The organism is Photobacterium sp. Ph5 (assembly GCF_022129445.1).
GTDB lineage: Bacteria > Pseudomonadota > Gammaproteobacteria > Enterobacterales > Vibrionaceae > Photobacterium.
On the sequence record NZ_JADQAQ010000010.1, the window covers coordinates 65,571 to 88,125 of the forward strand.

Genomic DNA, 22,555 nt, shown 5'->3' on the forward strand with positions numbered 1-22,555 from the left:
CGTAGTTCAAGATGGGATGGTGACAAATAGTAAAGCCAAGCACGAGGCTTGGCTTTAATTACTGCTTAGGGCAATTTAGAAGTCGTAACGAATACCCATTTGTAATTCGTCATCTTCACCATCAATTTGATTAAATAGGTAACCTGCATAAGTACGTAGGTTCTTATTGAACTTATAGATACCTTCCAGTACAAAGTAATCTACCTTGTCAGTTTTTACGCCACCGTCTTCAGATTGCTTAAAGTTGTATGCTGCTTGAGCGATAAATTGATTCATTTTAAAAGCTGTTGCTAGCTCATAGCCTGTTAGGTCGGTATTACCGTCTTCGCCGCTAGCGTAAGTAGCTGCTGCGTAGAAATTATTGAATTCATAGCTTGCTGCTAAGTTATATTGGTTAGCATCAACGTCAACACCGTCTTGACCACTCACATAACCAGCGCCTAAAGATAAGCCGAATGGGAAGGCATATTGTGCAGCAATGCCGTAGCTATCTGAATCTTTTACAGCATCATTGTTTTCAGCAATGTAGTTAGCTGAAACTGTGAAGTTATTGAATTCACCCGCATATAAAAAGTTATTCTCACGCTTATCTTTGTTACCATCAACAAGATCAACACCGTCACCACCGAAAGTAGCAAGAATATCCGTGTAATCTGTCAGCATAACTTGTGCTGAGTCTTGCTTACCGTAAGAGAACGCACCTGCTTGAGTATCAAATCCTGCATATACGTAACGACTTTTTACTGTCGAGTCACTACTATCAGAAATTTCAGCTTCATACTTACCAAAAGCAGTGACTTGATCATTAATCTTTGCTTTACCTTTTAGATTAATACGAGCACGGCTCTTATCTTTAAAAGCATTACCAGCGCCATCATCACCTTTATTTGCATCAGATAGGTTAAAACGCGCTTCAGCACGACCACCAATACTTAGTGATTTATCATCATCTTGATAAACAGTTGCAGCGTTTACTGTACCTGCTGCTAATGACGCTAAAATTGCCGATGCCAATGCTACTTTTTTCATTTTCTAATCCCCTAGAAAGAGTGTTATTTGGGCTTCAGTGCCTCTTGAATGAGAGCAGATTAGTGCATGAATGTTAAAGTTATGTGTAAGTTAAAAGTTACTTTTATTACATATATCAATGAGCTAAGTAGGTGTTTAATGTTAACTGCTATGTATGTTGTTAAAAGTATATTTGATCATAATAAAATCTTTGGTCATATAAATGCGTAGACGAAGTCATTAGTTAAGGCTGTTTTTAAGACGGTGAGTAAATTGATAGTGAATAGGTAGTTGGGGGCTGAATTAATCGCGATTAAAGATGCTCATAATGTAGCGATCATTATGTTGTAGACAACTATGACTTTTTAATGTGTCATTTAATCGCTTTAGAGTATAAATGATAATGAAAGTACCATTTTAATCACTAGTTATGGCTGAATATGATTATTTATATGACAAATAAATTGTATTTTTGAGGTGTTTTTTTATGTCACTATATTTAGTGTAAATTTAAATGTGTGAATTGTTATGCGTAAATTGTTTTTTGTTGCTTTAAAATCAATTGGTTAATAATTGTCATTATATCATTATTCTTTTTAGGTATATACTTATTCATAATTTAATATTCACTAACAGAATTTTGCACTTGTTATTATCAAAATACTTTACAAAATAGAATTAATCCTCGTTTTTTTGTTTTTTATTGCCTTTTTTGTAGTTTTTACATTGATCTGGATCGCACCATCAATTAGAATTCGCGGCGCATTTAGGATGCAACCACATTTTAAGATTTATCACTTTTGTTGAATTACTCCTGCAGGGGAAATAGATGTCTACGAAATTAGCTAACCCAGCGCCATTAGGCTTGATGGGTTTTGGTATGACTACCGTTCTTTTAAACATGCATAACGCTGGATTTTTCCCATTGGATTCAATGATCCTAGCTATGGGTATTTTCTATGGTGGTTTAGGTCAAGTTCTTGTAGGAATGATGTGTTTTAAACGTGGTGATACGTTTGGTACAACGGCGTTTACTTCTTATGGTCTATTTTGGTTAACGCTAGTAGGTCTAATTGCGTTACCGAAGATGGGTTTTGCAGCAAGCCCTGCGCACTTCATGGGCTGGTATTTAGCACTTTGGGGTCTATTTACAGCATTTATGTTTATTGGCTCACTACGTTACCCTCGTGCTAAACAAGTAGTATTTGGTTCTCTAACTATTTTATTCTTCTTGTTAGCCGCTCGTGACTTTACGGGTAATACAACAATTGGTTTCATTGCTGGTATTGAAGGTATTTTCTGTGGTCTAAGTGCGATTTACTTTGCAATGGCTCAGGTATTAAATGCTGAATACGGCCGTACAATCTTACCTATCGGTGAACTTAAGAAAGAGCAAGTAAGTTTAAAAGCTGCTGCTTAATTTTGTTAAGTATTGATAAAAAAAACCTCGTTGCTTAACGAGGTTTTTTTGTATCTGAAATCGATAAAAGTAATTACATCATATGTGGAAGAAGTAATTATTAGCAGCAAGATTCAGTAATTTGAATATTAGGCTTGTAAGTAAAGTGACCTTCAGGGTTTACATCATTTTCTTGACGTGACGTTGTTCTAAACTGAGAGGGCGTAATACCATATTTACGTTTAAATGCATCACAGAAATATGCAGCACTACCAAAACCAGAACGATTACCTATTTGTGATATAGAATAATTTGAGAAAGTGAGGTAGTTCAACGCCAAACCCATTCTAACATCAAGTAATAATTGGCTGAATGAAACGCCTTCTTTCGCCAAATGTCGACGTAGTGTGGATTGTGTTGTGAATAGCGCTTTCGCCATATCATCTACACTCCATTTACGTTGAGGATCTTGGGTAATTAAACGTGCAATTGTGCGCTCTTTAGGTTCATCATAATTGAAGCGGTAAACATTAAATACATCAATACCTGCTTCATTTAATGCCATTAAAATAAATACTAAACACTGACTGAGCAGTGTTTTTTCCATGGAAGAGCCACATAGTGAAGGCAGTAATTTATTAAATAGGACGAAGTTTTGATCCACAATGACAGGAGTTGGAATAGTATAAACAGGAGAACAACTTGCCGTTGGGAAAGTAGGCTGTTTTAACGCACTGATATATTTGAATGCTTCAGTGATAGATTCTTCATCAATCATCAACAATTGTAATTCAATATTTTCTTGACTATTAAGCTGATTAATAGAGCAAGAAATATGACTGAATTTAGGAACAACAAAAATACTGTTGTTTTTTAATTCAATAGCATGACCGTTGATGTGAACATCACCTTGAACATTTGATAATTTTACAATCAAGTGGTGGTCGACATAAAACTCTTTCAGAACCACATGGCTCTGAGAGAGGATACGCTTATATTTCATAGCAGTACTGCTTCTCTAAAAGTGGAAATAAATCCTTCATTACACACCATAATTAGGCGACCGTTCGATATGTACTGGTATTCTATACTGGAATATGCTGATACCAAGATACATGCGTCTGAGTATAGGACTAAACGAAACGGTTGAATAGATGAAATACACTTAACTTTTGTTATTGATCATATTGATTATATTTATCTATATAAAATGGCTATATCTTGATATGTCATTATAGACATTTTGAGTGTTTAGCTCTATATACAGGATATTATGCTATTTATTATACTTTATCTATGAAATTAAAGGCATAAAAAAAGCTGCTTCGAAAAGCAGCTTTTCTAACACGTTTACGCTTAAATATTAGCAAATAACTTTAATTGCTAAACCACCTTGAGATGTCTCACGGTATTTAGCATTCATGTCTTTGCCTGTTTCAAGCATTGTTTCGATAACTTTATCTAGTGAAACGCGAGGATCAGATGAGCGACGCAGAGCCATACGTGTAGCGTTAATTGCTTTAACTGCTGCAATGCCGTTACGCTCGATACATGGAACCTGAACTTGGCCAGCAACAGGATCACACGTTAGACCAAGGTTGTGCTCCATGGCAATCTCAGCAGCCATACACACTTGCTCAGGGCTACCACCCATAAGCTCTGCAAGACCTGCCGCAGCCATTGAACATGCCACACCCACTTCGCCTTGACAGCCAACTTCAGCACCAGAGATAGAAGCGTTACGCTTATAAAGCCCACCCACAGCACCAGAAGCTGCAAAGTAACGGGTGTATTCTTTAGGACCAACAGATTGGACAAACTTATCGTAGTAAGCAAGTACAGCGGGAATGATGCCACATGCGCCATTTGTTGGTGCCGTTACAACGCGACCGCCTGCTGCGTTTTCTTCGTTTACTGCGAAAGCAAACATGTTAACCCAATCAACAACTGTCATTGGATCATTACTTAGTTTCTCAGAAGTCATCAGCTGCTGACGAAGTGCTGCCGCACGACGAGGTACACGTAGGGGACCCGGTAAGATACCTTCTTCGTTCATACCACGTTCCATACAATCACGCATTGTTTTCCAGATGTTAGCAAAGTAATTGCTAATTTCATCTTCAGCGTTCATCGCACGTTCGTTAGTCATGACTAAAGAGCTGATTGATAAACCATGCTCTTTACATTGCTCAACAAGTTCAGAGGCATAGTTGAATGGGTAAGGCGCAACAACACTTGATTCTTGCGTTTTACCAAAGTTTTCTTCATCAACAATAAAACCACCACCGATAGAGTAGTAAGTTTTAGAGAAAACGTTCTCATCGCCTACCCAAGCATGAATAGACATGCCATTTTCGTGCAATGAAAGGTTAGTTGTATGAAAATTCATACCACCATCACGTGGGAAATCTACTGTGTGGCAATGCATACCAACAGGTAGACGTTCGGTTTCTTCAACACGGGCAATAAAGCCTGGAATACTATCGATATCAACATGCTCAGGGCTGTTACCAGCAAGACCCATGATGATAGCAATATCAGTATGGTGTCCTTTACCTGTAAGAGAAAGAGAGCCGTATACGTCAACGGTAATTTTAGTTATGTCACGTAATTTACCCATGGCACGTAAATCATCGATGAATTCTTTACCTGCTTTCATTGGGCCAACAGTATGTGAGCTGGAAGGGCCCACACCGATTTTGTAAATATCAAAAACACTGATCATGTTTATTACCTCAGTCGGGGAAGCGATTCTTGCCTCCGGCCAAGACTGTATGCGTTTTATGACTCGCCCCTTCCTTGGCGAGCGTACTAAAAAAGCAAGAGCAGGGCGCTTAGCATCCTGCTCTTAATTATCGTATAGATTGCGTTTATTGTACCAGAACGCTATACCTTTTCTTACATTTTATGCTTCAAAAAAGAAGTATTTTTGTGTCTGTATAGTGTCTGGTTACAGTGCTATTAAAAAGCGCCGTAAATTACAGAAGTAATCGCTGCTACACCACATAGAGCGGTGAAAATACGTGCAGCAACAGAGGTTTTGTATTTTGCCATTGCTGGTATTTTTTGCATCGCAACAACGGGCATTAGGAATAGAATCGCTGCAATCATTGGTGCGCCCATTGTTTCAATCATACCAAGGATGCTTGGGTTGATGATTGCAACAATCCATGTAGTAACAACGATGAATGCTAGAGATAGTTTTTCAATTTTACCAACAGGCATTTTACTGCGAGATTTCGCTAGGCCAACAAGACCTTCATGTGCTCCTAGGAAGTGACCGAAGTAGCTTGAAGTGATAGCAGCAAATGCAACCAGTGGACCTAAGTAAGAAATTGCTGGTGAATCTTTAATGTTTGCTAAGTATGAAAGAACAGAGATATTTTGCTCTTTTGCCATGTTCAATTGCTCTGGTGTCATCGACAGTACCACAGAGAATACGAAGAACATGACAAAGCCCATTAGCATCATTGCTGCGCCACCAGTGATCATGTCAGTTTTCTTTGCTGCGTTTTCACCGTATACATGGCGTTGTTCTTTAGCAAACTGGCTGATGATTGGGCTGTGGTTGAAAGAGAACACGATGATTGGAATTGCGAGCCAAATAACAGTAGGCATTGATGACCAATCTGGTGCAACAGACACCATTGACATGTTCCAGTCAGGAATTAGGTAAATTGACAGTGCAAGCAAGATGATAACCAGAGGGTAAACCATCGCTGATGTTGCTTTAAGCATTAGTTCTTTACCAAATACAACCCCTGCTGTCATTAGTGCAATAAGTACACCTGATAGTAACCAACGAGGAACAGAGTCCATACCTAACTGGTTAACCATGAATGAATCAACAGTGTTTGTAATACCCACGCCATAGATAAGAACAATAGGGTAGATAGCAAAGAAGTAAGCGAATGTAATAAGGTTTGCACCTGTTTTTCCGTAGTGCTCTTCAACAGTATCGGTAATATCAGCATTTGGGTTTTTAGCTGAAAGAACAAAACGTGCTAAGCCTTTGTGTGCAAGCCAAGTCATCGGGGCTGCAATAAGCGCTAAAATAACTAACGGCCAGAAACCGCCCGCACCTGCTTTAATTGGAAGGAATAGTACACCAGCACCTACAGCTGTGCCGAATAGTGACAATGCCCATGTGAAATCTTTGTAGGTCCAACGTGTTTTTGCTACATCAGTTTGTACTGCGGTCGATGTGTTTTGCATTTTTTGTCATCCAAAAAAAGGGAACGGAACGGAACGTTGTTTTAGGAACACGTGCATTTTCGTTATTTATGACGGGAATACAATGATAAAGATCTCGTTATGTAAGTCATTTTATTTGTGGTACAAATAAAGAAGACTTAGCTCACAATTTTAAATTTGGTAGAAGCTAAAAAAACAGCTAATAGACTATAAATCATCATGCCAAATTTGATCTGATAGTAACTTTATCATTTGAGCGGTAGCCCCCCATATTGAATAGCCTTCATAAGGAATATTGTATACGTGATGGTTATTGCCATTAATTAAAAATTCATGTTGGCGAATATTTTTGGGGTTAAGCAAATAATGTAGAGGAGCTTCAAAAATGCAATCGACTTCATTGTGATCTGCGACAGGGGTGTAATCTGAATTAATTGTGGCGATAAAAGGCGTGACTATATAACCACTCACCGTTGGTAAGGTAGCAAGGCTACCGAGTATATCATTGCGATAACAAGTAATATTCGTTTCTTCAAATGTTTCACGAATAGCAGTTGCCATTAAATCATCATCTGCCGGCTCAAAGCGCCCACCAGGAAAAGCAATTTGTCCTGGGTGGTGTTTAAGGTGCTTTGCTCTGCGAGTTAACACTACATTAAAGCCATGTTCGCGATGAACGAGAGGGATCAAAACAGCAGCTTGCTTAAATCGGTATGAGTCTTTCCAATGCTGTCGAATACGATCTTGATGGCTTTGATCGTATTGCTGACTTGGCGCAAGAATAAATCGACTTAAAATTTGCTGCTGTCCAACCATAAAACCTCATGAATAAAATAACTTTACGTTAAAGCTTTTTATATAAATATCATTGTGATGATTTTATCAACACTTACTGTAAGGTTGGCAGAATTTTGCTCAACTTGTCGAGTGTTTCTTGATATTCGCTACCTGCATCACTATCAGCAACGATGCCGCCTCCTGCCCATGCATGAATCTTTTGTTCATTAGTTACCAGTGTGCGAATCGTGATACTGGTATCCATTGTGCCGCAACGACTGATATAACCGATGCTGCCACAATAAATACTACGGCGGTGTGGTTCTAACTCTTCAATAATTTCCATGGCACGTACTTTAGGTGCGCCCGTTATCGATCCGCCGGGAAAGCATGCTTTTAATAAATCTGTCGCACTATGATCTGCGGGTAATTCTCCTGTGACAGTGCTTACTAAGTGGTGTACAGCAGGAAAACTTTCAATCTTAAAAAGGTGCGGTACTCGTACGGTGCCAGGGGTAGCAACGCGACCAATATCGTTACGCAGTAAATCTACAATCATTAAGTTTTCTGCACGATCTTTTTCAGCATTTTGTAGTGCTTGGGCATTGGCATTGTCTTGATCGATATTTGGGCTTCGAGGTCGAGTTCCTTTTATAGGTTTAGTTTCAATATACCCATCACGCAATTGTAAAAAACGCTCTGGTGATACTGATAAAATAGCACCTTGGTGTAAGCGAATAAAACCGGAGAAAGGCGCACCATTTTCCGATTCAAGAGCAAGATAGGCTTGCCATTCATCACCTTTATAATTAGCTGTAAAACGCTGGGCTAAATTAATTTGGTAGCAATCGCCCGACAGTAAATACTCTTGAATATTGTTAAATTTGTTACGGTAGCTATCGCAGGTCATGTTTGATGACCATGATGATGTTAATAAAAAGTCATGGGAAATTATTGGATCTGTTGCTATTTGCGCTTGAGTGAAGGCGATTTTATGCTGCTCTAGCCACGTTTTTCGTTGTCCATTTTTAGGCTCAATTAATGTGACTGTTTCATTTTTATGATCAACAATCAATGCCCAATCATAAATGCCAAGCGCTAAATCTGGCAGTGGAATATCGTGTTCAGCCAGTGTGGAGATTTGTTCTACTTGGCGACCCAAGTCATAACTAAAGTAGCCCAGTGCACCGCCAATAAAAGGAAGATCGTCAATTGGGCTAAGTGCAGGTAATAATTGTTGTTGTAGTGATTGTACTGCTGTAAATGGATCGGCAGTGTTGGTTTTTACTTCGCCATTGGCATCAGTGATCGTATTCGTGCCATTCTCTGACTCAATAGTGGCTAAAGGATCAGCAACGACAATGTCAAAACGGTTATCTGGATGATTTTCTGCCGCTGAGCGTAATATCATTGCCCATGGCAAACCCGATAGTGGTGCAAACCATGTTAATGCCGCATCTTTTGAATAGACGAGCGACGTAATGCTTAATTCTGGATGTGATTTACAAATCATTTTCTTTTTTGTGACAAGGGTTTGATTGGCGCATAGCGCAATAATAAGTGCAAGAGTATCATATTCGGCGAAAGACGCCCAAAGATGTGCATGTACTTAGCGTGAACATTGTCCCTACAAAACTGGAAGTAAATTTCGGGCGCCATGGAATGATATAACTCAACGAGGGCAACTATGACTGTCATCCGTAAAGAAGACGTAATTAGTAGTGTGGCAGATGCATTACAATATATTTCTTATTACCACCCACTGGATTTTGTGCAAGCTTTAGAAAAAGCCTATAACAAAGAGCAAAGCCAAGCCGCAAAAGATGCGATTGCACAAATTTTGATAAACTCTCGTATGTCTGCCGAAGGGCATCGTCCAATCTGTCAAGATACGGGAATCGTTACCTGTTTCGTAAAAATTGGTATGAATGTGCAGTGGGATAGCGATCTTACTGTACAACAAATGATTGATGAGGGTGTACGTCAAGGTTATACCAATCAAGATAATCCGTTACGTGCATCGGTTGTTGCAGATCCTGCTGGTCGTCGAATTAATACTAAAGATAATGCACCAGCCGTTGTTCATATTGATATGGTGCCGGGCGATAAAGTTGAAATTCAGTTAGCTGCTAAAGGTGGCGGCTCTGAAAATAAAACGAAAATGGTCATGCTAAACCCATCTGATGATATTGCAGAGTGGGTTGAAAAAACAGTACCACTGATGGGGGCTGGCTGGTGTCCGCCGGGTATGCTAGGTATTGGTATCGGCGGTACAGCAGAAAAAGCAGCAGTGCTTGCCAAAGAATCATTGATGGAATCGATTGATATTCATGAGTTGAAAGAGCGTGGGGCGCAAACAACAGAAGAAGCATTGCGTTTAGATATTTTTGAGCGAGTGAATAAGCTAGGTATTGGTGCGCAAGGGTTAGGCGGTTTAACAACAGTTCTTGATATCAAGATTAAAACAGCGCCAACACATGCAGCATCCAAACCTGTTTGTATGATCCCCAATTGTGCCGCAACACGTCACGTTCACTTTACTTTAGACGGTACTGGTCCTGCTGAATTAACACCACCTAAGTTAGAAGATTGGCCGGAAGTGACGTGGGAAGTGGGTGATAGTGTTCGTCGTGTAAATTTAGACACAGTTACTAAAGCCGATGTTCAAGAGTGGAAATCAGGTGAGACAGTATTGCTATCAGGCAAGATTTTAACCGGTCGTGATGCTGCACATAAACGTATTCAAGAAATGTTAGCCAATGGTGAAGGTTTACCTGAAGGTGTTGATTTCAATAATCGCTTTATTTATTACGTTGGTCCTGTTGATGCGGTAGGTGATGAAGTAGTGGGGCCTGCGGGTCCTACAACCTCGACACGTATGGATAAATTTACCGACATGATGTTAGGCGAAACAGGCTTAACGGGAATGATAGGTAAAGCTGAGCGTGGTCCTGCGGCGATCGAGTCAATTAAGCAGCATAAAGCTGTTTATTTAATGGCTGTTGGTGGTGCAGCGTATCTAGTCGCGAAAGCTATTAAAAAATCACGCGTTGTGGCGTTTGAAGATCTTGGTATGGAAGCGATTTATGAATTTGAAGTCGAAGATATGCCAGTAACGGTAGCCGTTGATTCTAATGGTGTAAATGCCCATCAAACAGGCCCTGATACATGGCGTGTAAACATAGCGGAAATGGAAAAATAAGCTACATAAACATACGTTGAAAAAAGGAGCCTTGTGCTCCTTTTTTATTGTCTATTTGGGCTAAAAAAGGATTGTGATATTGGCTTTATTTTTAAATATGAAACAAGATTGTTAAGTTGAAAGCCTATATTATTCATCGGTATATATATTATTCATACAAAATATTAACAATAGTAAGATTGAGTATGAAACATTATGGAGAATAGTATGAGATATCGCTTTTTTGCGGCATTGTTTACATGCTTAGCATTAATTGGTTGCAAGGATGATCAACCAGCGATTGCAGAGCCTGGATCTCGCCCCGTAAAATTACAATCAGTATCGGTTGGTAATAATGAATCACAACGCGCATTTCCAGCAATTGTAGAAGCTGGAGACAAAGCGGTATTAGCCTTTCGTGTTTCGGGCCAACTTGCCAGTGTTGACGCACACCCTGGTCAATTTGTAACGAAGGGACAAGTACTCGCGACACTAAATAGTGATGAATTATCATTGTTAGTGAAGCAGGCGCAAGCACAATATGATTTAGCAAATGTACAATTTAATCGCGATAAAAAATTACGTAAAAAAAATGTGGTATCAGAACTTGATTATGATACTTCTAAAGCCAATTTGAAACAGGCCAAAGCGGCATTAGATAAAGCGAAATCAAATTTAAGTTATGCCAAGCTTATCGCACCTTATGATGGACACCTTTCTTTATCCATGGTTGAAAACTATGAATATATCAATGCTAAACAGCCTGTAATGCATATTCAAAGTGCTAAATTAATCAATATGGTATTTCAGCTTCCCGATTATCTTTTAGCACGCTTTCAAGGTCATGCCGAAAATATTAACCCTACCGTTGCTTTTGATGCCTTAGCTAATCAGACTTTTCCCGCACAATTTAAAGAAATTGATACCGAGCCAGACAGCAAAACATCCAGTTATAAGGTCACACTATCAATGGCTCGTCCTGAGGGGAGCAATATTATGCCAGGCATGTCTGGTAGCGTGACAATTGTTCTGCCACAAGGAAAAGCAGGGGCAATACCTGTTCGAGCGATCGTTACTGAAGGTAATAAACACTTTGTATGGCGTGTTGATGATAAGCAGCAAGTTGAAAGAATTGAAGTCACATTGGATAACAATAACCGTGTAATCTCAGGATTAGATGACGGAGATGTTATAGCGACATCAGGGGTATCTGAATTGCAAGCTGGTCAGAAGGTCCGCTCATGGATCAAGGAGCGTGGATTATGATCAAGCGTTATCGTTTATTAACATTAGTAATCTGTACTGTATGGCTACTTCAAGGTTGTGAAAAACCAGCGGTTGAACCACGAGAAGATCCACCGCTAGTAAAAGTACAGCAGGTACAATCCGGTAAACAATCACCCAAATTAACGTTTCCTGCTGTGGCATCTGCCGCTGATAAATCTGTTTTATCGTTTCGTATTGCCGGGGAAATTACACAAATATTAGTACGTTCAGGAGATACCGTTAAAAAAGGGCAGGTATTAGCGCGATTAGATCCACGTGATTACACATTAGAAGTGGATGATGCTCAAGCTAAATACAATGTTATTAATAGCCAATATCGTCGCTCAGCAACATTATTAAAAAATGGTTATTTACCTCAGTCTCAATTTGATGAATTAAAAGCCAAGCGTAGTATTGCTCAAGCCAATCTTGATTTAGCCCAATTAAAATTAAGTTTTACAACGCTTAAAGCCCCATTTAGTGGTGTGATTTCAACTATTCCCGTTGAACAATTTGAAAATATCAAAGTAGGTCAGCAGATTATGAATATTCATAGCACTGATTCTGTTGATATCGAGATCCAAGCGCCTGATATGATTTATTCCAAGCAAAGTATCTTGGATGTTGATAAAGGCCAACGTTCTACTGCTAAAGCTATTTTGCCTAATGGCGTTAAATATGCGGTGACATTAAAAGAATTTACTACAGAGCCGGATCCTGAATCAGGTTCATTCCTTGTGACATTAACCATGCCAATGCCTAAAGAGCAGTTTATTTTGGAAGGTATGTCGGTTGAAGTTGAAGCTGATGCTCAGAAGTTACAAGTCTATAAAGTAGGGCAACAAATCGTGCCATTAGAAGCCTTATTTAATTTAGATGGTGATGATATCGCGGCATCTCATAAATATGTTTGGATACTTACGCCAGAATATACGGTGTCGAAACGACTCGTTGTAACGGATAAAGTTGTGCCAGAAGGTGTGCGATTAAAATCTGGTGTAAAACAAGGAGAGCTGGTGGTTGTCACAGGTGTTAACCGCTTAAGAGAAGGACAAAAAGTGGTGGTATTTACTAAGGAGGGTACACAGTAATGAAACAAGATATCGCGACTTATTTTATTAAAAATAAAGTGATTAGCTGGATGCTAACACTGATATTTTTAATAGGTGGCACCGTGTCTTTCTTTGGTCTTGGACAGTTAGAAGATCCTGCTTTTACGATTAAAGATGCGATGGTGGTTACCGCTTATCCTGGTGCAACGCCACAGCAAGTAGAGGAAGAGGTCACTTATCCGATAGAAAAAGCGATTCAGCAACTGACTTATGTTGATGAAGTCAATTCTTTGTCTAGCCGAGGGTTATCTCAAATTACGGTTACCATGAAAAACAATTATGGGCCTGATGATTTACCGCAAATTTGGGATGAGTTACGCCGTAAAGTGAATGATATTTCGTCGAACTTACCACCGGGCGTAGCCAAACCCAAAGTGATTGATGATTTTGGTGATGTGTTCGGTATTTTATTGGCAATCACCGGTGATGGTTATAGCTATAAAGAGTTGAGTGATTACGTTGATTATCTACGTCGTGAAATAGAATTAGTCGGCGGTGTTGGAAAAGTATCTGTTACAGGTGATCAGCAAGAGCAAGTATTTATTGAAATATCAATGCAGCGCTTAAGCAGTTTAGGGATTTCATTAGATACAATTTATAACATTTTAGCGACTCAAAATTTAGTCACAAGTGCAGGCGCTGTTCGTATCGGTGATGAATATGTACGCGTTCATCCAACGGGTGAGTTTAAGAATGTCGATGAACTAGGTGATTTAATTATCACTGAAAAAGGCGCTAATGGACTGATTTACTTACGCGATGTGGCTGACATTAAAAAAGGTTTTAAAGAAATTCCTGATAATTTAGTCAGCTTCAATGGTCATCAAGCGCTTAATGTTGGGGTCTCTTTTATTGAAGGTGTTAACGTTGTTGAAGTTGGTCAACGAGTTATGCAGCGATTGGCTGAGCTAAAAGAACAACAACCAGTTGGCATTGATATCGATGAGGTGTACAGCCAACCGATAGAAGTTGATAAATCAGTGAGCGGTTTCGTTGTTAGTTTAGGTCAAGCAGTAGCGATTGTTATTATTGTTCTACTGTTTTTTATGGGGCTGCGTTCAGGTCTGCTTATTGGCCTTATTTTGCTATTAACGGTACTTGGCACTTTTGTGTTTATGAAGTGGCTGGCAATTGATCTACAGCGAATATCATTGGGTGCATTAGTGATTGCGTTAGGTATGCTGGTAGACAACGCCATCGTTGTTGTCGAAGGGGTACTCATCGGGATGCAAAAGGGGCGAACCCGAATGCAAGCTGCATCGGATATCGTCACACAAACAAAATGGCCATTATTGGGTGCAACAGTGATTGCAGTCATGGCCTTTGCTCCGATTGGGTTATCAGAAGACTCAACAGGGGAATATTGTGGAACTTTATTTACAGTCTTACTGATTTCTTTAATGCTCAGTTGGTTTACGGCTATTTCACTAACGCCGTTTTTTGCTGATCTTTTCTTTAAAAATGTAAAAGTTGATCCGTCTGAGGATCAAAAGGATCCATATGGCGGTATTTTCTTTACCGTTTATCGTAAAACATTAGAGTTTTGTATGCGCCGTGCATGGTTAACTGTGATCACGTTGATCTTGATGCTTGGCGGAAGCCTATATGGCTTTACATTACTGAAACAATCGTTCTTTCCATCATCAACGACGCCGATGTTTATGGTTGATGTTTGGTTACCAGAAGGCACTGATATCCGTGCAACAAACGAGACCTTAAAACAATTAGAAAAAGTGGTGAGAGCTGAAGAAGGCGTTGAATATGTAAGTTCAAGTGCAGGTAAAGGTTCGCAGCGTTTTATGCTGACATATGCGCCAGAGAAAAGTTATGCCGCTTATGGTGAATTAATCGTTCGTGTGGATACTTTTGAAAATGTGAGGCCAGTGTTAGAGAAATTTAGAAAACAATTAGATGAACAGCATCCTGAAATTGAATATAAAGCAAAGCTTATTATGCTTGGTCCATCTTCTGGCTCTAAAATTGAGGCTCGTATTGTTGGTTCAGATCCAACGATCCTCCGCGGTATCGCTTCACAAGTGGTTGATGTAATGAACTTAGATCCTGGGGCATTTAATATTCGTCATGATTGGCGTGAGCGAACCAAAGTGATTGAACCTGTGTTTAACGAAAGCCAAGCAAGACGTTATGGTATTACCAAAAAAGACGTTGATGAATTACTGCAAATGGCATTTTCGGGAATTAATATTGGCTTGTATCGCGAAGGAACAAATTTAATGCCAATCGTAGCACGTTTACCTGAAGAAGAGCGTGTTGATATTAGTACCATTGAAGGCATGAAAATTTGGAGCCCTGCCATTCAAGGATATATCCCATTACAACAAGTGGTATTAGGTGTAAATGTGCGATGGGAAGATCCGCTCGTTGTTCGTAAAAACCGTAAACGCGTATTAACTGTAATGGCTGATCCCGATCCTATTGGCGATGAAACGGCCGCATCGGTACAAAAACGTATTATGCCTGCAATTGATGCGATTGATCTGCCTGAAGGTTATAGTCTTGAATGGGGTGGTGAGTATGAATCTTCGGCGGATGCTCAAGCATCATTATTCCAAACGATGCCGATGGGATATTTAGCGATGTTTTTAATTACAGTTATTCTCTTTAATAAAGTTAAAGAAGCACTGATTGTATGGGCGACGGTGCCACTGGCCATTATAGGAGTAACGGTAGGGCTACTGTTACTGAATACACCGTTTGGTTTTATGGCCTTACTGGGCTTTTTGAGTCTATCAGGGATGTTGGTAAAAAATGGTATTGTTTTGTTAGATCAAATTGAAATTGAGATCGCTAGTGGTAAAGAAAAATATCAAGCGGTAGTAGATGCTGCGGTAAGTCGCGTACGACCTGTTTGTATGGCAGCGATAACGACCGTTTTAGGGATGCTACCTTTACTACCTGATGTTTTCTTCAAGCCAATGGCTGTTACGATTATGTTCGGCTTGAGCTTTGCAACAGTACTTACCTTGATAGTTGTACCTGTACTGTATCGTTTATTCCATAAGCTGAAAGTGCCGACACAACAAACCGCCTAATGGTGCATTAAACTCCCCCAAAAATAAAAAAGGCTTCCGATTTGGAAGCCTTTCTTTTAATACACTATTTAGTGCTTAATGAAAGTTCAACGATTAAATATTCACTTTCCAACTAATAGTTTCACCTGCTTTAATAGGTACAACTGTGTTGTTACCAAACTGCATTTCTTCTGCTACTTTCCATGACTCTTTAACCAGTGTAATGGTATCTGTATTACGCGGTAAACCGTAAAAATCAGGGCCATTTAAACTAGCAAAACCTTCTAATTTATCGAGTGCATTCGCTTGTTCAAAGACTTCCGCATATAGCTCGATAGCTGCGTGAGCAGTGTAAGAGCCAGCACAACCACACGCAGCTTCTTTCATTCCTTTTGCATGTGGTGCGCTATCTGTGCCTAAGAAAAACTTCTTACTACCGCTAGTTGCTGCATCAACTAATGCTTGTTGGTGTGTATTACGTTTTAAGATAGGTAAGCAGTAGAAGTGTGGGCGAATACCACCGGCTAACATATGGTTGCGGTTAAACATTAAATGGTGTGCAGTAATCGTTGCTGCTACATTGTCGCCTGTATTTTGAACAAACTTCACGGCATCTGCAGTCGTGATGTGTTCAAGTACAATTTTCAAAGATGAGAACTCTTCAACGATAGGGCCAAGTACCGTTTCTAGGAAGGCTTTTTCACGGTCGAAAATATCAACATGGTTATGTGTGACTTCTCCATGAATAAGAAGTGGCATACCGACTTCTTGCATCGCCACTAATGCTGGGCGGATGTTATCAATTGAAGTAACACCTGAATCTGAATTAGTCGTTGCACCTGCAGGATATAGCTTAGCGGCGTATACATGACCAGATGCTTTGGCTTTTTTAATTTCTTCAGGTGATGTGTTATCTGTCAGGTAGATAACCATAAGCGGAGAGAACGTTGATTTTGGTTGAGCATCAAGAATGCGGTCACGGTAAGCTAAAGCAGATTCTGTATCAGTAACAGGAGGGATCAAATTAGGCATGATAATCGCACGGCCCATGTAACGGCTAATATCTCTTACTGTATCTTTTAATACATCACCATCACGTAAATGTGTGTGCCAATCATCAGGACGAGTAATCGTTAATGTTGTCATTTTGTTTCCCTACCAAAAAATTTGCCCGATTCTAAAAGTATCGGTGAGCTAAGTAAAGGTCATTAATTAAACAATCGGTTTGATTGTTTAATTAAAAGGCAATCGTTTGCCAAAAGAGTATTCGATCACAAAACTTTTGTTAGAGTTTGTGTATCCTTACTTTCTTTTTTTCATACTTATCACTGAATATACAACGAAAACCATACCAACAGCATGAAAAGCCGTGAAGGGCTCATTCAATATACTGATTGCAAAGATTGCGGTGATAGCTGGACCTATATTACTGGTTAGGCTTAGTTGTGATGGTGTAAGTTTTTGCATTGCAGCAGCAATAAAAAAAGACGGTAATACGGTACAGAAAATGCCTAACACTATCCCTATTATCACCAATGAAGGATCAAGCGAGATCATGCTTAGTCCTTCCCATTGTCCTTGCAATAGAATAACGATCCCTGCGGATCCCATGCCAATGCAGGTGAATAATTGGCTACCCATTTGGGTAATTAACTTTTTGCTCATAATTAGATAACAAGCAAAAATAAAGGCAGAGGCTATAGCTAATCCACTACCTAGCAAAATGTTGTTGCCAATGTTACTCATATCATGAAAGACAATTAATGCCACACCTGTATAACCTAAGCCAATTGCTTTAAATGTACCTTGTTCTGGTTTTTGCTTTAATACGATCCAGCTTATCAGCACGACGAAACTTGGGAATAAAAAGATTAATAAACGTTCTAATTGTGCGCTGATAAAAGCCATAGAGGCAATATCTAAGTAAGAAGCGAAGTAATAACCTAAAATACCGATAGCACTTGCAGATAAACCATAACGTTTAAAACTATATCTATGTTGTGGTTGGCGCAGTAACCATAACATCATAATTATGTAGATAGGCAATGAGCTAAAAGCACGTAACGACATAATTGATATCGCATCGCCACCGTATTGATAAGCTAATTTGATAAATATTGGTTTGATTGAAAATAGTACGGTACCGATAAGGGCTAAAATGATCCCTTTATTGATATCGGACTTGTGATTACTAATAGAATGATTATTGGAAGATTGTGTCATTGATATTCTCGCATGAAGTTAGAAAAAAGCTGCGAGAAATGCGTTAAGTTACTGGCTGAGCATTACTCACAGCCAGATAGCAAAGCACTACCGGCCGAGTGGCAGTAGCACATTGAGGAGCCAAGTAGAAGTTATTGAAAAATACATAATTAGCCTGCTTTTAAAGTCTTAATTTCAACTTACGTGAGAAAACAATTGCTTGCAAGCAATTAATTGACTGTATCTATAGTCATACATGATAAATGGGTAAATTGCTCGCTGATAAAATCAAGAAAGACTCGTTGGCGATAAGGCATATTGAGGTTAGGCAGGTATTGCATAAAGACTTCTCCTTGATAGTTATCAAGAATACTCCAGTCAGAAAGTACGGATGTTAAGACTCCTGATTGTAAGGATTTCTTGGCGACGAAAACGGGTAATACCGCTATCCCTAAATTTTGTAAAGCAGCCTCTAAACGCATTTCTGTATGATTTGCAACATAACGACCATTTACCGTTACTGTTACTTGTTCATTATTCGATTTAAATCGCCACTGGTTATCCGTTATGGTTTCACCCAAATAAATACAGTCGTGTGATAGCAATTGCTGTGGGTGAGTCGGAGTCCCTTTAGCCGATAAATAGTGTGGTGTTGCGCATAATACCATTTGGTTTGTAGCTAGCTTTTTTGCCACCAAGTTATTTTGCGGATTATTGGTCAGAGCAAACACAATATCAACATCATGATAAATAGGATCAATAGGTTTATCTGTGACTTGGATTTTTAGTTTAATTTTAGGGTATTTTTCCACAAACGCTAATAGCATAGGTTGTAGAACCTGACGACAAAATGCTTTTGGTGCTGAGATCGTTAATTGCCCATCAACGCGTTGAGCTTGTTGCCCTGAAAGGTTAATTACCTCTTGAGCGTTATGCAGAATATTCTTGCCATATTGGTAGACTTCAAGCCCCGCCGCAGTAATAGTTTGATTACGAGTGCTACGTTTAATCAGTTGGACGTTTAACTCTTTTTCTAATCGACTGAGCTGACGGCTAATACCCGATGGGGTTACACCTAATTTTTTAGCGGCAGCACTGAAAGTTTTTGATTCCACAACAGTAACAAATGCGGCGATATCAGGCAGTAACTGAATAATTTTATTCTTGTCCATGAGTCACAAATCCTTTGCTTATTGGAGGTATTATCAATATCAAGTCAAACATATACCATTCATTCTTACAAGAAAAGTGACTAAATCAGTGTAAGAAAGGATGTGTAAATGGAACAGGTCGAACAGAATAGAAGCGTATTTTTGAATACATCGTTAATAGCAACAATAGGCGTATTAGCTGCTGCAGTATTTTGGGGGACCAGTTTTGGTGTTGCAAAAGAGTCTATGCTCTACACTGGTGTATTGATGTTTTTGGTTATTCGTTTCTGTTGCACACTTTTAGTAATATTTCCCTTAGTAGTCAAAAAGCTAAATAGACAAGTTTGGCGACAATTAGCGCCTACAGGGGGGATTTTAAGTATTATTTATTTAGCTGAAAGCTATGGTTTGAAACACACAACAGCTTCTAATGCTGCTTTTCTTATTAGTCTTTTTATTATTTTTACTCCTGTTGTTGATGCATTGTTTAATCGCCATAAGCTTGCTATTGCAGATTTATTTGCGGGATGTATTGCGCTTACCGGTGTGTGGTTATTAGTTGGGGATAACCTCAATACAGTCACGTTCAATATTGGTAATATTTTAATTTTGATTGCTGCGTTGGGGCGTGCAGCTTTTGTTGTGACAACTAAAAAGAAAATGAATAAACAACATTGTGATCCTTTGGTCGCGACATTTATCCAATTATCAGTGGTAACCGCTGTTTGTATTACCTTATTGATTTTTACGGTACCTTCAGAGCAATTCATCATACCAAGTGCACCAGAGTTCTGGTTGTATATTAGCTACCTTGTTATTTTTTGTACCTTGTTTGCTTTTTACTTTCAAAACTATGGGGTGAAGCATACAAGTCCAACCCAAGTCTCTTTTTTATTGGGATTAGAGCCTGTATTTGGGGGATTGTTTGCACATTGGTGGTTAGGTGAACAATTTGAACAGCTTCAATGGGTAGGGGCGGGAATGATTGTATTGGCTGCAATGTTTATTTCAGTTAGACCGAAATTTAAATTTTTCACTAAAACAAACAAGCCGATCTACTGATCGGCTCCATTTGTTTGCTTAGCTATAGTTACAGTTTAAATTTATGAACTAATTTATTTTGCTCAGTGGCTAAGCTGTCTAACATGGTACTGGCTTCCGCCATTTCTTCCATTGCATTGTAATTAGTATCAGCAATGTGGCTAATATCTTCTAAACTGCGAGCAATGTCGGCTGTTGTTGTACGCTGCTCTTCCGCTGACTGTGCAATTTGACTACTCATCTGACTAATTTCAATGATAATCGCTTGAATCTCTTCCATTGCACTATTGGCATCTGATGCTTGATTAATACTATTATCCATTTCCGTCACACAGCTTTGCATCATCTCCATTGCTTGGCCTGAACTTCCTTGAAGGTTTTGGATCATCGCTTCAATCTCAGAAGTCGAATCGGTAGTACGTTTAGCAAGCACACGTACTTCATCTGCAACGACAGCAAAGCCTCTCCCTTGATCACCAGCGCGAGCAGCTTCAATGGCGGCATTGAGTGCAAGTAGGTTAGTTTGGTCGGCAATATTACGAATAACATCCAAAATAGAGCCAATATTACTGCTCATTTGTTGAAGATCAGCAACGGCAGTTACAGAGTCATCTAAGCGAGTTGAAAGCTGATGGGCAATATTGATGTTTTTACTCATCACTTCACGACCTGTTGCTGATGCTCGTTCGACTTCATGGACACGTTCCATAGTATTTTGCGCACTTTGCGATACATCGGTAACTGAGTGCTCCATTTCTGTCATTGCTGTTGCCACAGAAACGGTTTGCTCTCGCTGCTCATTTAATCGCTGTTTTGCCTGTGCTGTTGTACTTTGGTTTTCGGCTGCAACTTGTGTGAGATCTTCTGATGCTTGGCTTAACTGGCTTAAAATTTGTTGAAGGTTACCAGCTAACGTATTGATGTGATGACTCAATTTATTAAACTCAATAAACTGGCTGCTTTCTGTACGCTGTGTCATATCGCCATCAGTTAATGATTCAAGTGTTTTAAGCATAGAAACCAGTGGACGACGTACACTTCGTGCTAAATACCAACCTATAGAAATTGCTAATAAAATAACCACGATCGCAATACCGATAGCTTTGGTTAGGCCTTGGTTGTAAGTGTTATCAGCCGTTTCAATCGCTTGATCCATTTGATTGGTCGCTTGCTGATTAAATTGCTCAAGAATTGATATAGCTTGGTTAACTTCTTTAGTTAAGGTTGCAATGTTATTATAAAGGCGTGTTTTTGCTTCAATATATTCATAGTGTTGATCAAGTACGCCACCTTTTTTACCAATATCTAGCGTATATTGATTAACAGATTTATCGAATGCTTCTTTTAAGCCTGACAGTAGGGTTGTTAAGCTGCGAAATGCATTGGCAAGGTGGTTAACACTACGTTTATTTGCCTTCATTGCTGCTTGAATCTTACTGATATCGTCAGTCGCTAGCGCGTCAGAAGTAATGGTTTCTGTTTCTTTTAATTTCACAAAGAAATTTTTAGCCATCATTTTAACAGCCATATTATCTTGTTCGTTAATGTACTCTTTCATACCAATGCTAAGTTCAGCTTGCAAACGTTGGAAGCGTCGTGCTGATTGTTGGCGCTCATCACCGGCTAACATTTGTGCTCGATAATTATCCATCGCGGTTTGAGCTTCGCTGAAATAACGCTGCTCTAATTCTGTTAGCGCTTTAATATAAGAGGTTAATTCTGGGTTACTTTCAGCAATGGCGACAAGCTCTTTACGGGCAGAGGCAAAGTCTCTCGTTGCTGTGCGGAAGTCGGCCTCATAGGTTTTCATTGCTGCTGGATCTTGACTGGTTAAAAAGTCTTTGAAAGTTTTGTCTGCCGCAAGAAGTTTAACACTGACTTTATTTGATATAGAGACTAAAGGAAGTGCGTCTGTTGTCACTGTTGTTAACTGGCTATGGATACGGTTTGTTCCATCAAGCATTAGCACGATAGTTAAAACAAACAATGCAACCATAACCACAAAACCTGAGTACATACGACGTATGACTGAAGTTTGGTTAGATTTCTTCATAATATCCCTATATTTAGCAAAGGGTCAGTGTCATCATAATGCTGACCTATTAGTCATAAATTTAATTTGATAATGGAGTAATACTTTTCGCAATCAATGCTAAATTTGCGAATAGAATTATCAAATTAACTCTAGCCTA

At 39.3% G+C, this 22,555-nt stretch carries 17 protein-coding genes; 7 read left to right on the plus strand and 10 right to left on the minus strand.

Annotated features, from left to right (window positions below):
- Positions 1 to 75: 75 nt before the first annotated feature.
- Positions 76 to 1,029: a porin gene (locus I3259_RS06235; RefSeq protein ID WP_238028825.1), complete on the minus strand. Its 954-nt coding sequence runs from the start codon at positions 1,027 to 1,029 to the stop codon at positions 76 to 78.
- An 808-nt stretch (positions 1,030 to 1,837) separates the two neighbouring features.
- Here I3259_RS06235 and I3259_RS06240 point away from each other — a divergent pair.
- Positions 1,838 to 2,428, plus strand: coding sequence for an acetate uptake transporter (locus I3259_RS06240; protein WP_238028826.1), 591 nt, complete (start codon positions 1,838 to 1,840; stop codon positions 2,426 to 2,428).
- A gap of 100 nt (positions 2,429 to 2,528) precedes the next feature.
- Here I3259_RS06240 and I3259_RS06245 read toward each other — a convergent pair whose 3' ends face one another.
- Together I3259_RS06245 and I3259_RS06250 are read right to left on the minus strand one after the other, a co-directional pair.
- Positions 2,529 to 3,410 (minus strand): AraC family transcriptional regulator, encoded by an 882-nt coding sequence (locus tag I3259_RS06245; protein WP_238028827.1) that lies wholly within the window; start codon positions 3,408 to 3,410, stop codon positions 2,529 to 2,531.
- A gap of 360 nt (positions 3,411 to 3,770) precedes the next feature.
- Positions 3,771 to 5,132, minus strand: coding sequence for an L-serine ammonia-lyase (locus I3259_RS06250; protein WP_238028828.1), 1,362 nt, complete (start codon positions 5,130 to 5,132; stop codon positions 3,771 to 3,773).
- On the opposite strand from I3259_RS06250, the gene I3259_RS20205 reads away from it, so the two are divergent.
- A complete protein-coding gene (locus I3259_RS20205) occupies positions 5,131 to 5,259 on the plus strand; it encodes a hypothetical protein (RefSeq protein WP_255721106.1) in 129 nt (42 codons plus the stop codon). The genes I3259_RS06250 and I3259_RS20205 overlap by 2 nt on opposite strands.
- 109 nt (positions 5,260 to 5,368) lie before the next feature.
- Here the strand turns inward: I3259_RS20205 and I3259_RS06255 are convergent, their stop codons facing one another.
- The 3 genes from I3259_RS06255 to pabB all read right to left on the minus strand — a co-directional run bounded on the left by I3259_RS06255 (position 5,369) and on the right by pabB (position 8,891).
- Positions 5,369 to 6,622, minus strand: coding sequence for an aromatic amino acid transport family protein (locus I3259_RS06255; protein WP_238028829.1), 1,254 nt, complete (start codon positions 6,620 to 6,622; stop codon positions 5,369 to 5,371).
- 186 nt (positions 6,623 to 6,808) lie between these two features.
- Entirely contained in the window at positions 6,809 to 7,417 is a 609-nt protein-coding gene (locus I3259_RS06260; RefSeq protein ID WP_238028830.1) for a CoA pyrophosphatase, read from the minus strand.
- 73 nt (positions 7,418 to 7,490) lie between these two features.
- The gene (pabB, locus tag I3259_RS06265; protein WP_238028831.1) at positions 7,491 to 8,891 is read right to left on the minus strand and encodes an aminodeoxychorismate synthase component I; all 1,401 of its coding nucleotides are present in this window, start codon (positions 8,889 to 8,891) and stop codon (positions 7,491 to 7,493) included.
- A gap of 174 nt (positions 8,892 to 9,065) precedes the next feature.
- Here pabB and I3259_RS06270 point away from each other — a divergent pair, with 174 nt between their 5' ends.
- From I3259_RS06270 to I3259_RS06285, 4 genes are all read left to right on the plus strand, one after another.
- Entirely contained in the window at positions 9,066 to 10,580 is a 1,515-nt protein-coding gene (locus I3259_RS06270; RefSeq protein ID WP_238028832.1) for a fumarate hydratase, read from the plus strand.
- A gap of 207 nt (positions 10,581 to 10,787) precedes the next feature.
- A complete protein-coding gene (locus tag I3259_RS06275; protein ID WP_238028833.1) occupies positions 10,788 to 11,825 on the plus strand; it encodes an efflux RND transporter periplasmic adaptor subunit in 1,038 nt (345 codons plus the stop codon).
- Entirely contained in the window at positions 11,822 to 12,916 is a 1,095-nt protein-coding gene (locus tag I3259_RS06280) for an efflux RND transporter periplasmic adaptor subunit (RefSeq protein ID WP_238028834.1), read from the plus strand. The genes I3259_RS06275 and I3259_RS06280 overlap by 4 nt, the downstream gene beginning before the upstream one ends.
- Positions 12,916 to 15,990 carry an efflux RND transporter permease subunit gene (locus tag I3259_RS06285; RefSeq protein WP_238028835.1) on the plus strand — a complete coding sequence of 1,025 codons (3,075 nt, stop codon included), beginning with the start codon at positions 12,916 to 12,918 and terminating at the stop codon, positions 15,988 to 15,990. The genes I3259_RS06280 and I3259_RS06285 overlap by 1 nt, the downstream gene beginning before the upstream one ends.
- Before the next feature lie 93 nt (positions 15,991 to 16,083).
- On the opposite strand, the gene pyrC is transcribed toward I3259_RS06285, so the two are convergent.
- From pyrC to I3259_RS06300, 3 genes are all read right to left on the minus strand, one after another.
- The gene (gene pyrC / locus I3259_RS06290) at positions 16,084 to 17,115 is read right to left on the minus strand and encodes a dihydroorotase (protein WP_238028836.1); all 1,032 of its coding nucleotides are present in this window, start codon (positions 17,113 to 17,115) and stop codon (positions 16,084 to 16,086) included.
- Positions 17,116 to 17,271: 156 nt separating this feature from the next.
- On the minus strand, positions 17,272 to 18,192 hold the full coding sequence (locus tag I3259_RS06295; protein WP_238028837.1) for a DMT family transporter: 921 nt from the start codon (positions 18,190 to 18,192) through the stop codon (positions 17,272 to 17,274).
- A 209-nt stretch (positions 18,193 to 18,401) separates the two neighbouring features.
- Entirely contained in the window at positions 18,402 to 19,343 is a 942-nt protein-coding gene (locus I3259_RS06300) for a LysR family transcriptional regulator (RefSeq protein WP_238028838.1), read from the minus strand.
- A 108-nt stretch (positions 19,344 to 19,451) separates the two neighbouring features.
- On the opposite strand from I3259_RS06300, the gene I3259_RS06305 reads away from it, so the two are divergent.
- Entirely contained in the window at positions 19,452 to 20,384 is a 933-nt protein-coding gene (locus tag I3259_RS06305; RefSeq protein ID WP_238028839.1) for a DMT family transporter, read from the plus strand.
- 28 nt (positions 20,385 to 20,412) lie between these two features.
- On the opposite strand, the gene I3259_RS06310 is transcribed toward I3259_RS06305, so the two are convergent.
- Positions 20,413 to 22,380: a methyl-accepting chemotaxis protein gene (locus tag I3259_RS06310; RefSeq protein ID WP_238028847.1), complete on the minus strand. Its 1,968-nt coding sequence runs from the start codon at positions 22,378 to 22,380 to the stop codon at positions 20,413 to 20,415.
- Positions 22,381 to 22,555 lie beyond the last annotated feature (175 nt).

Excerpts from the sequence above, each read along its gene's own strand:
- I3259_RS06280 (WP_238028834.1), top strand. The coding sequence starts at position 11,822 with ATGATCAAGCGTTATCGTTTATTAACATTAGTAATCTGTACTGTATGG.
- I3259_RS06295 (WP_238028837.1), bottom strand. The coding sequence starts at position 18,192 with ATGACACAATCTTCCAATAATCATTCTATTAGTAATCACAAGTCCGAT.
- I3259_RS06245 (WP_238028827.1), bottom strand. The coding sequence starts at position 3,410 with ATGAAATATAAGCGTATCCTCTCTCAGAGCCATGTGGTTCTGAAAGAG.
- I3259_RS06270 (WP_238028832.1), top strand. The coding sequence starts at position 9,066 with ATGACTGTCATCCGTAAAGAAGACGTAATTAGTAGTGTGGCAGATGCA.
- I3259_RS06300 (WP_238028838.1), bottom strand. The coding sequence starts at position 19,343 with ATGGACAAGAATAAAATTATTCAGTTACTGCCTGATATCGCCGCATTT.
- I3259_RS06305 (WP_238028839.1), top strand. The coding sequence starts at position 19,452 with ATGGAACAGGTCGAACAGAATAGAAGCGTATTTTTGAATACATCGTTA.
- I3259_RS06310 (WP_238028847.1), bottom strand. The coding sequence starts at position 22,380 with ATGTACTCAGGTTTTGTGGTTATGGTTGCATTGTTTGTTTTAACTATC.
- I3259_RS06255 (WP_238028829.1), bottom strand. The coding sequence starts at position 6,622 with ATGCAAAACACATCGACCGCAGTACAAACTGATGTAGCAAAAACACGT.
- I3259_RS06260 (WP_238028830.1), bottom strand. The coding sequence starts at position 7,417 with ATGGTTGGACAGCAGCAAATTTTAAGTCGATTTATTCTTGCGCCAAGT.
- pyrC (WP_238028836.1), bottom strand. The coding sequence starts at position 17,115 with ATGACAACATTAACGATTACTCGTCCTGATGATTGGCACACACATTTA.
- pabB (WP_238028831.1), bottom strand. The coding sequence starts at position 8,891 with ATGATTTGTAAATCACATCCAGAATTAAGCATTACGTCGCTCGTCTAT.
- I3259_RS20205 (WP_255721106.1), top strand. The coding sequence starts at position 5,131 with ATGTTTATTACCTCAGTCGGGGAAGCGATTCTTGCCTCCGGCCAAGAC.
- I3259_RS06235 (WP_238028825.1), bottom strand. The coding sequence starts at position 1,029 with ATGAAAAAAGTAGCATTGGCATCGGCAATTTTAGCGTCATTAGCAGCA.
- I3259_RS06275 (WP_238028833.1), top strand. The coding sequence starts at position 10,788 with ATGAGATATCGCTTTTTTGCGGCATTGTTTACATGCTTAGCATTAATT.
- I3259_RS06250 (WP_238028828.1), bottom strand. The coding sequence starts at position 5,132 with ATGATCAGTGTTTTTGATATTTACAAAATCGGTGTGGGCCCTTCCAGC.
- I3259_RS06285 (WP_238028835.1), top strand. The coding sequence starts at position 12,916 with ATGAAACAAGATATCGCGACTTATTTTATTAAAAATAAAGTGATTAGC.
- I3259_RS06240 (WP_238028826.1), top strand. The coding sequence starts at position 1,838 with ATGTCTACGAAATTAGCTAACCCAGCGCCATTAGGCTTGATGGGTTTT.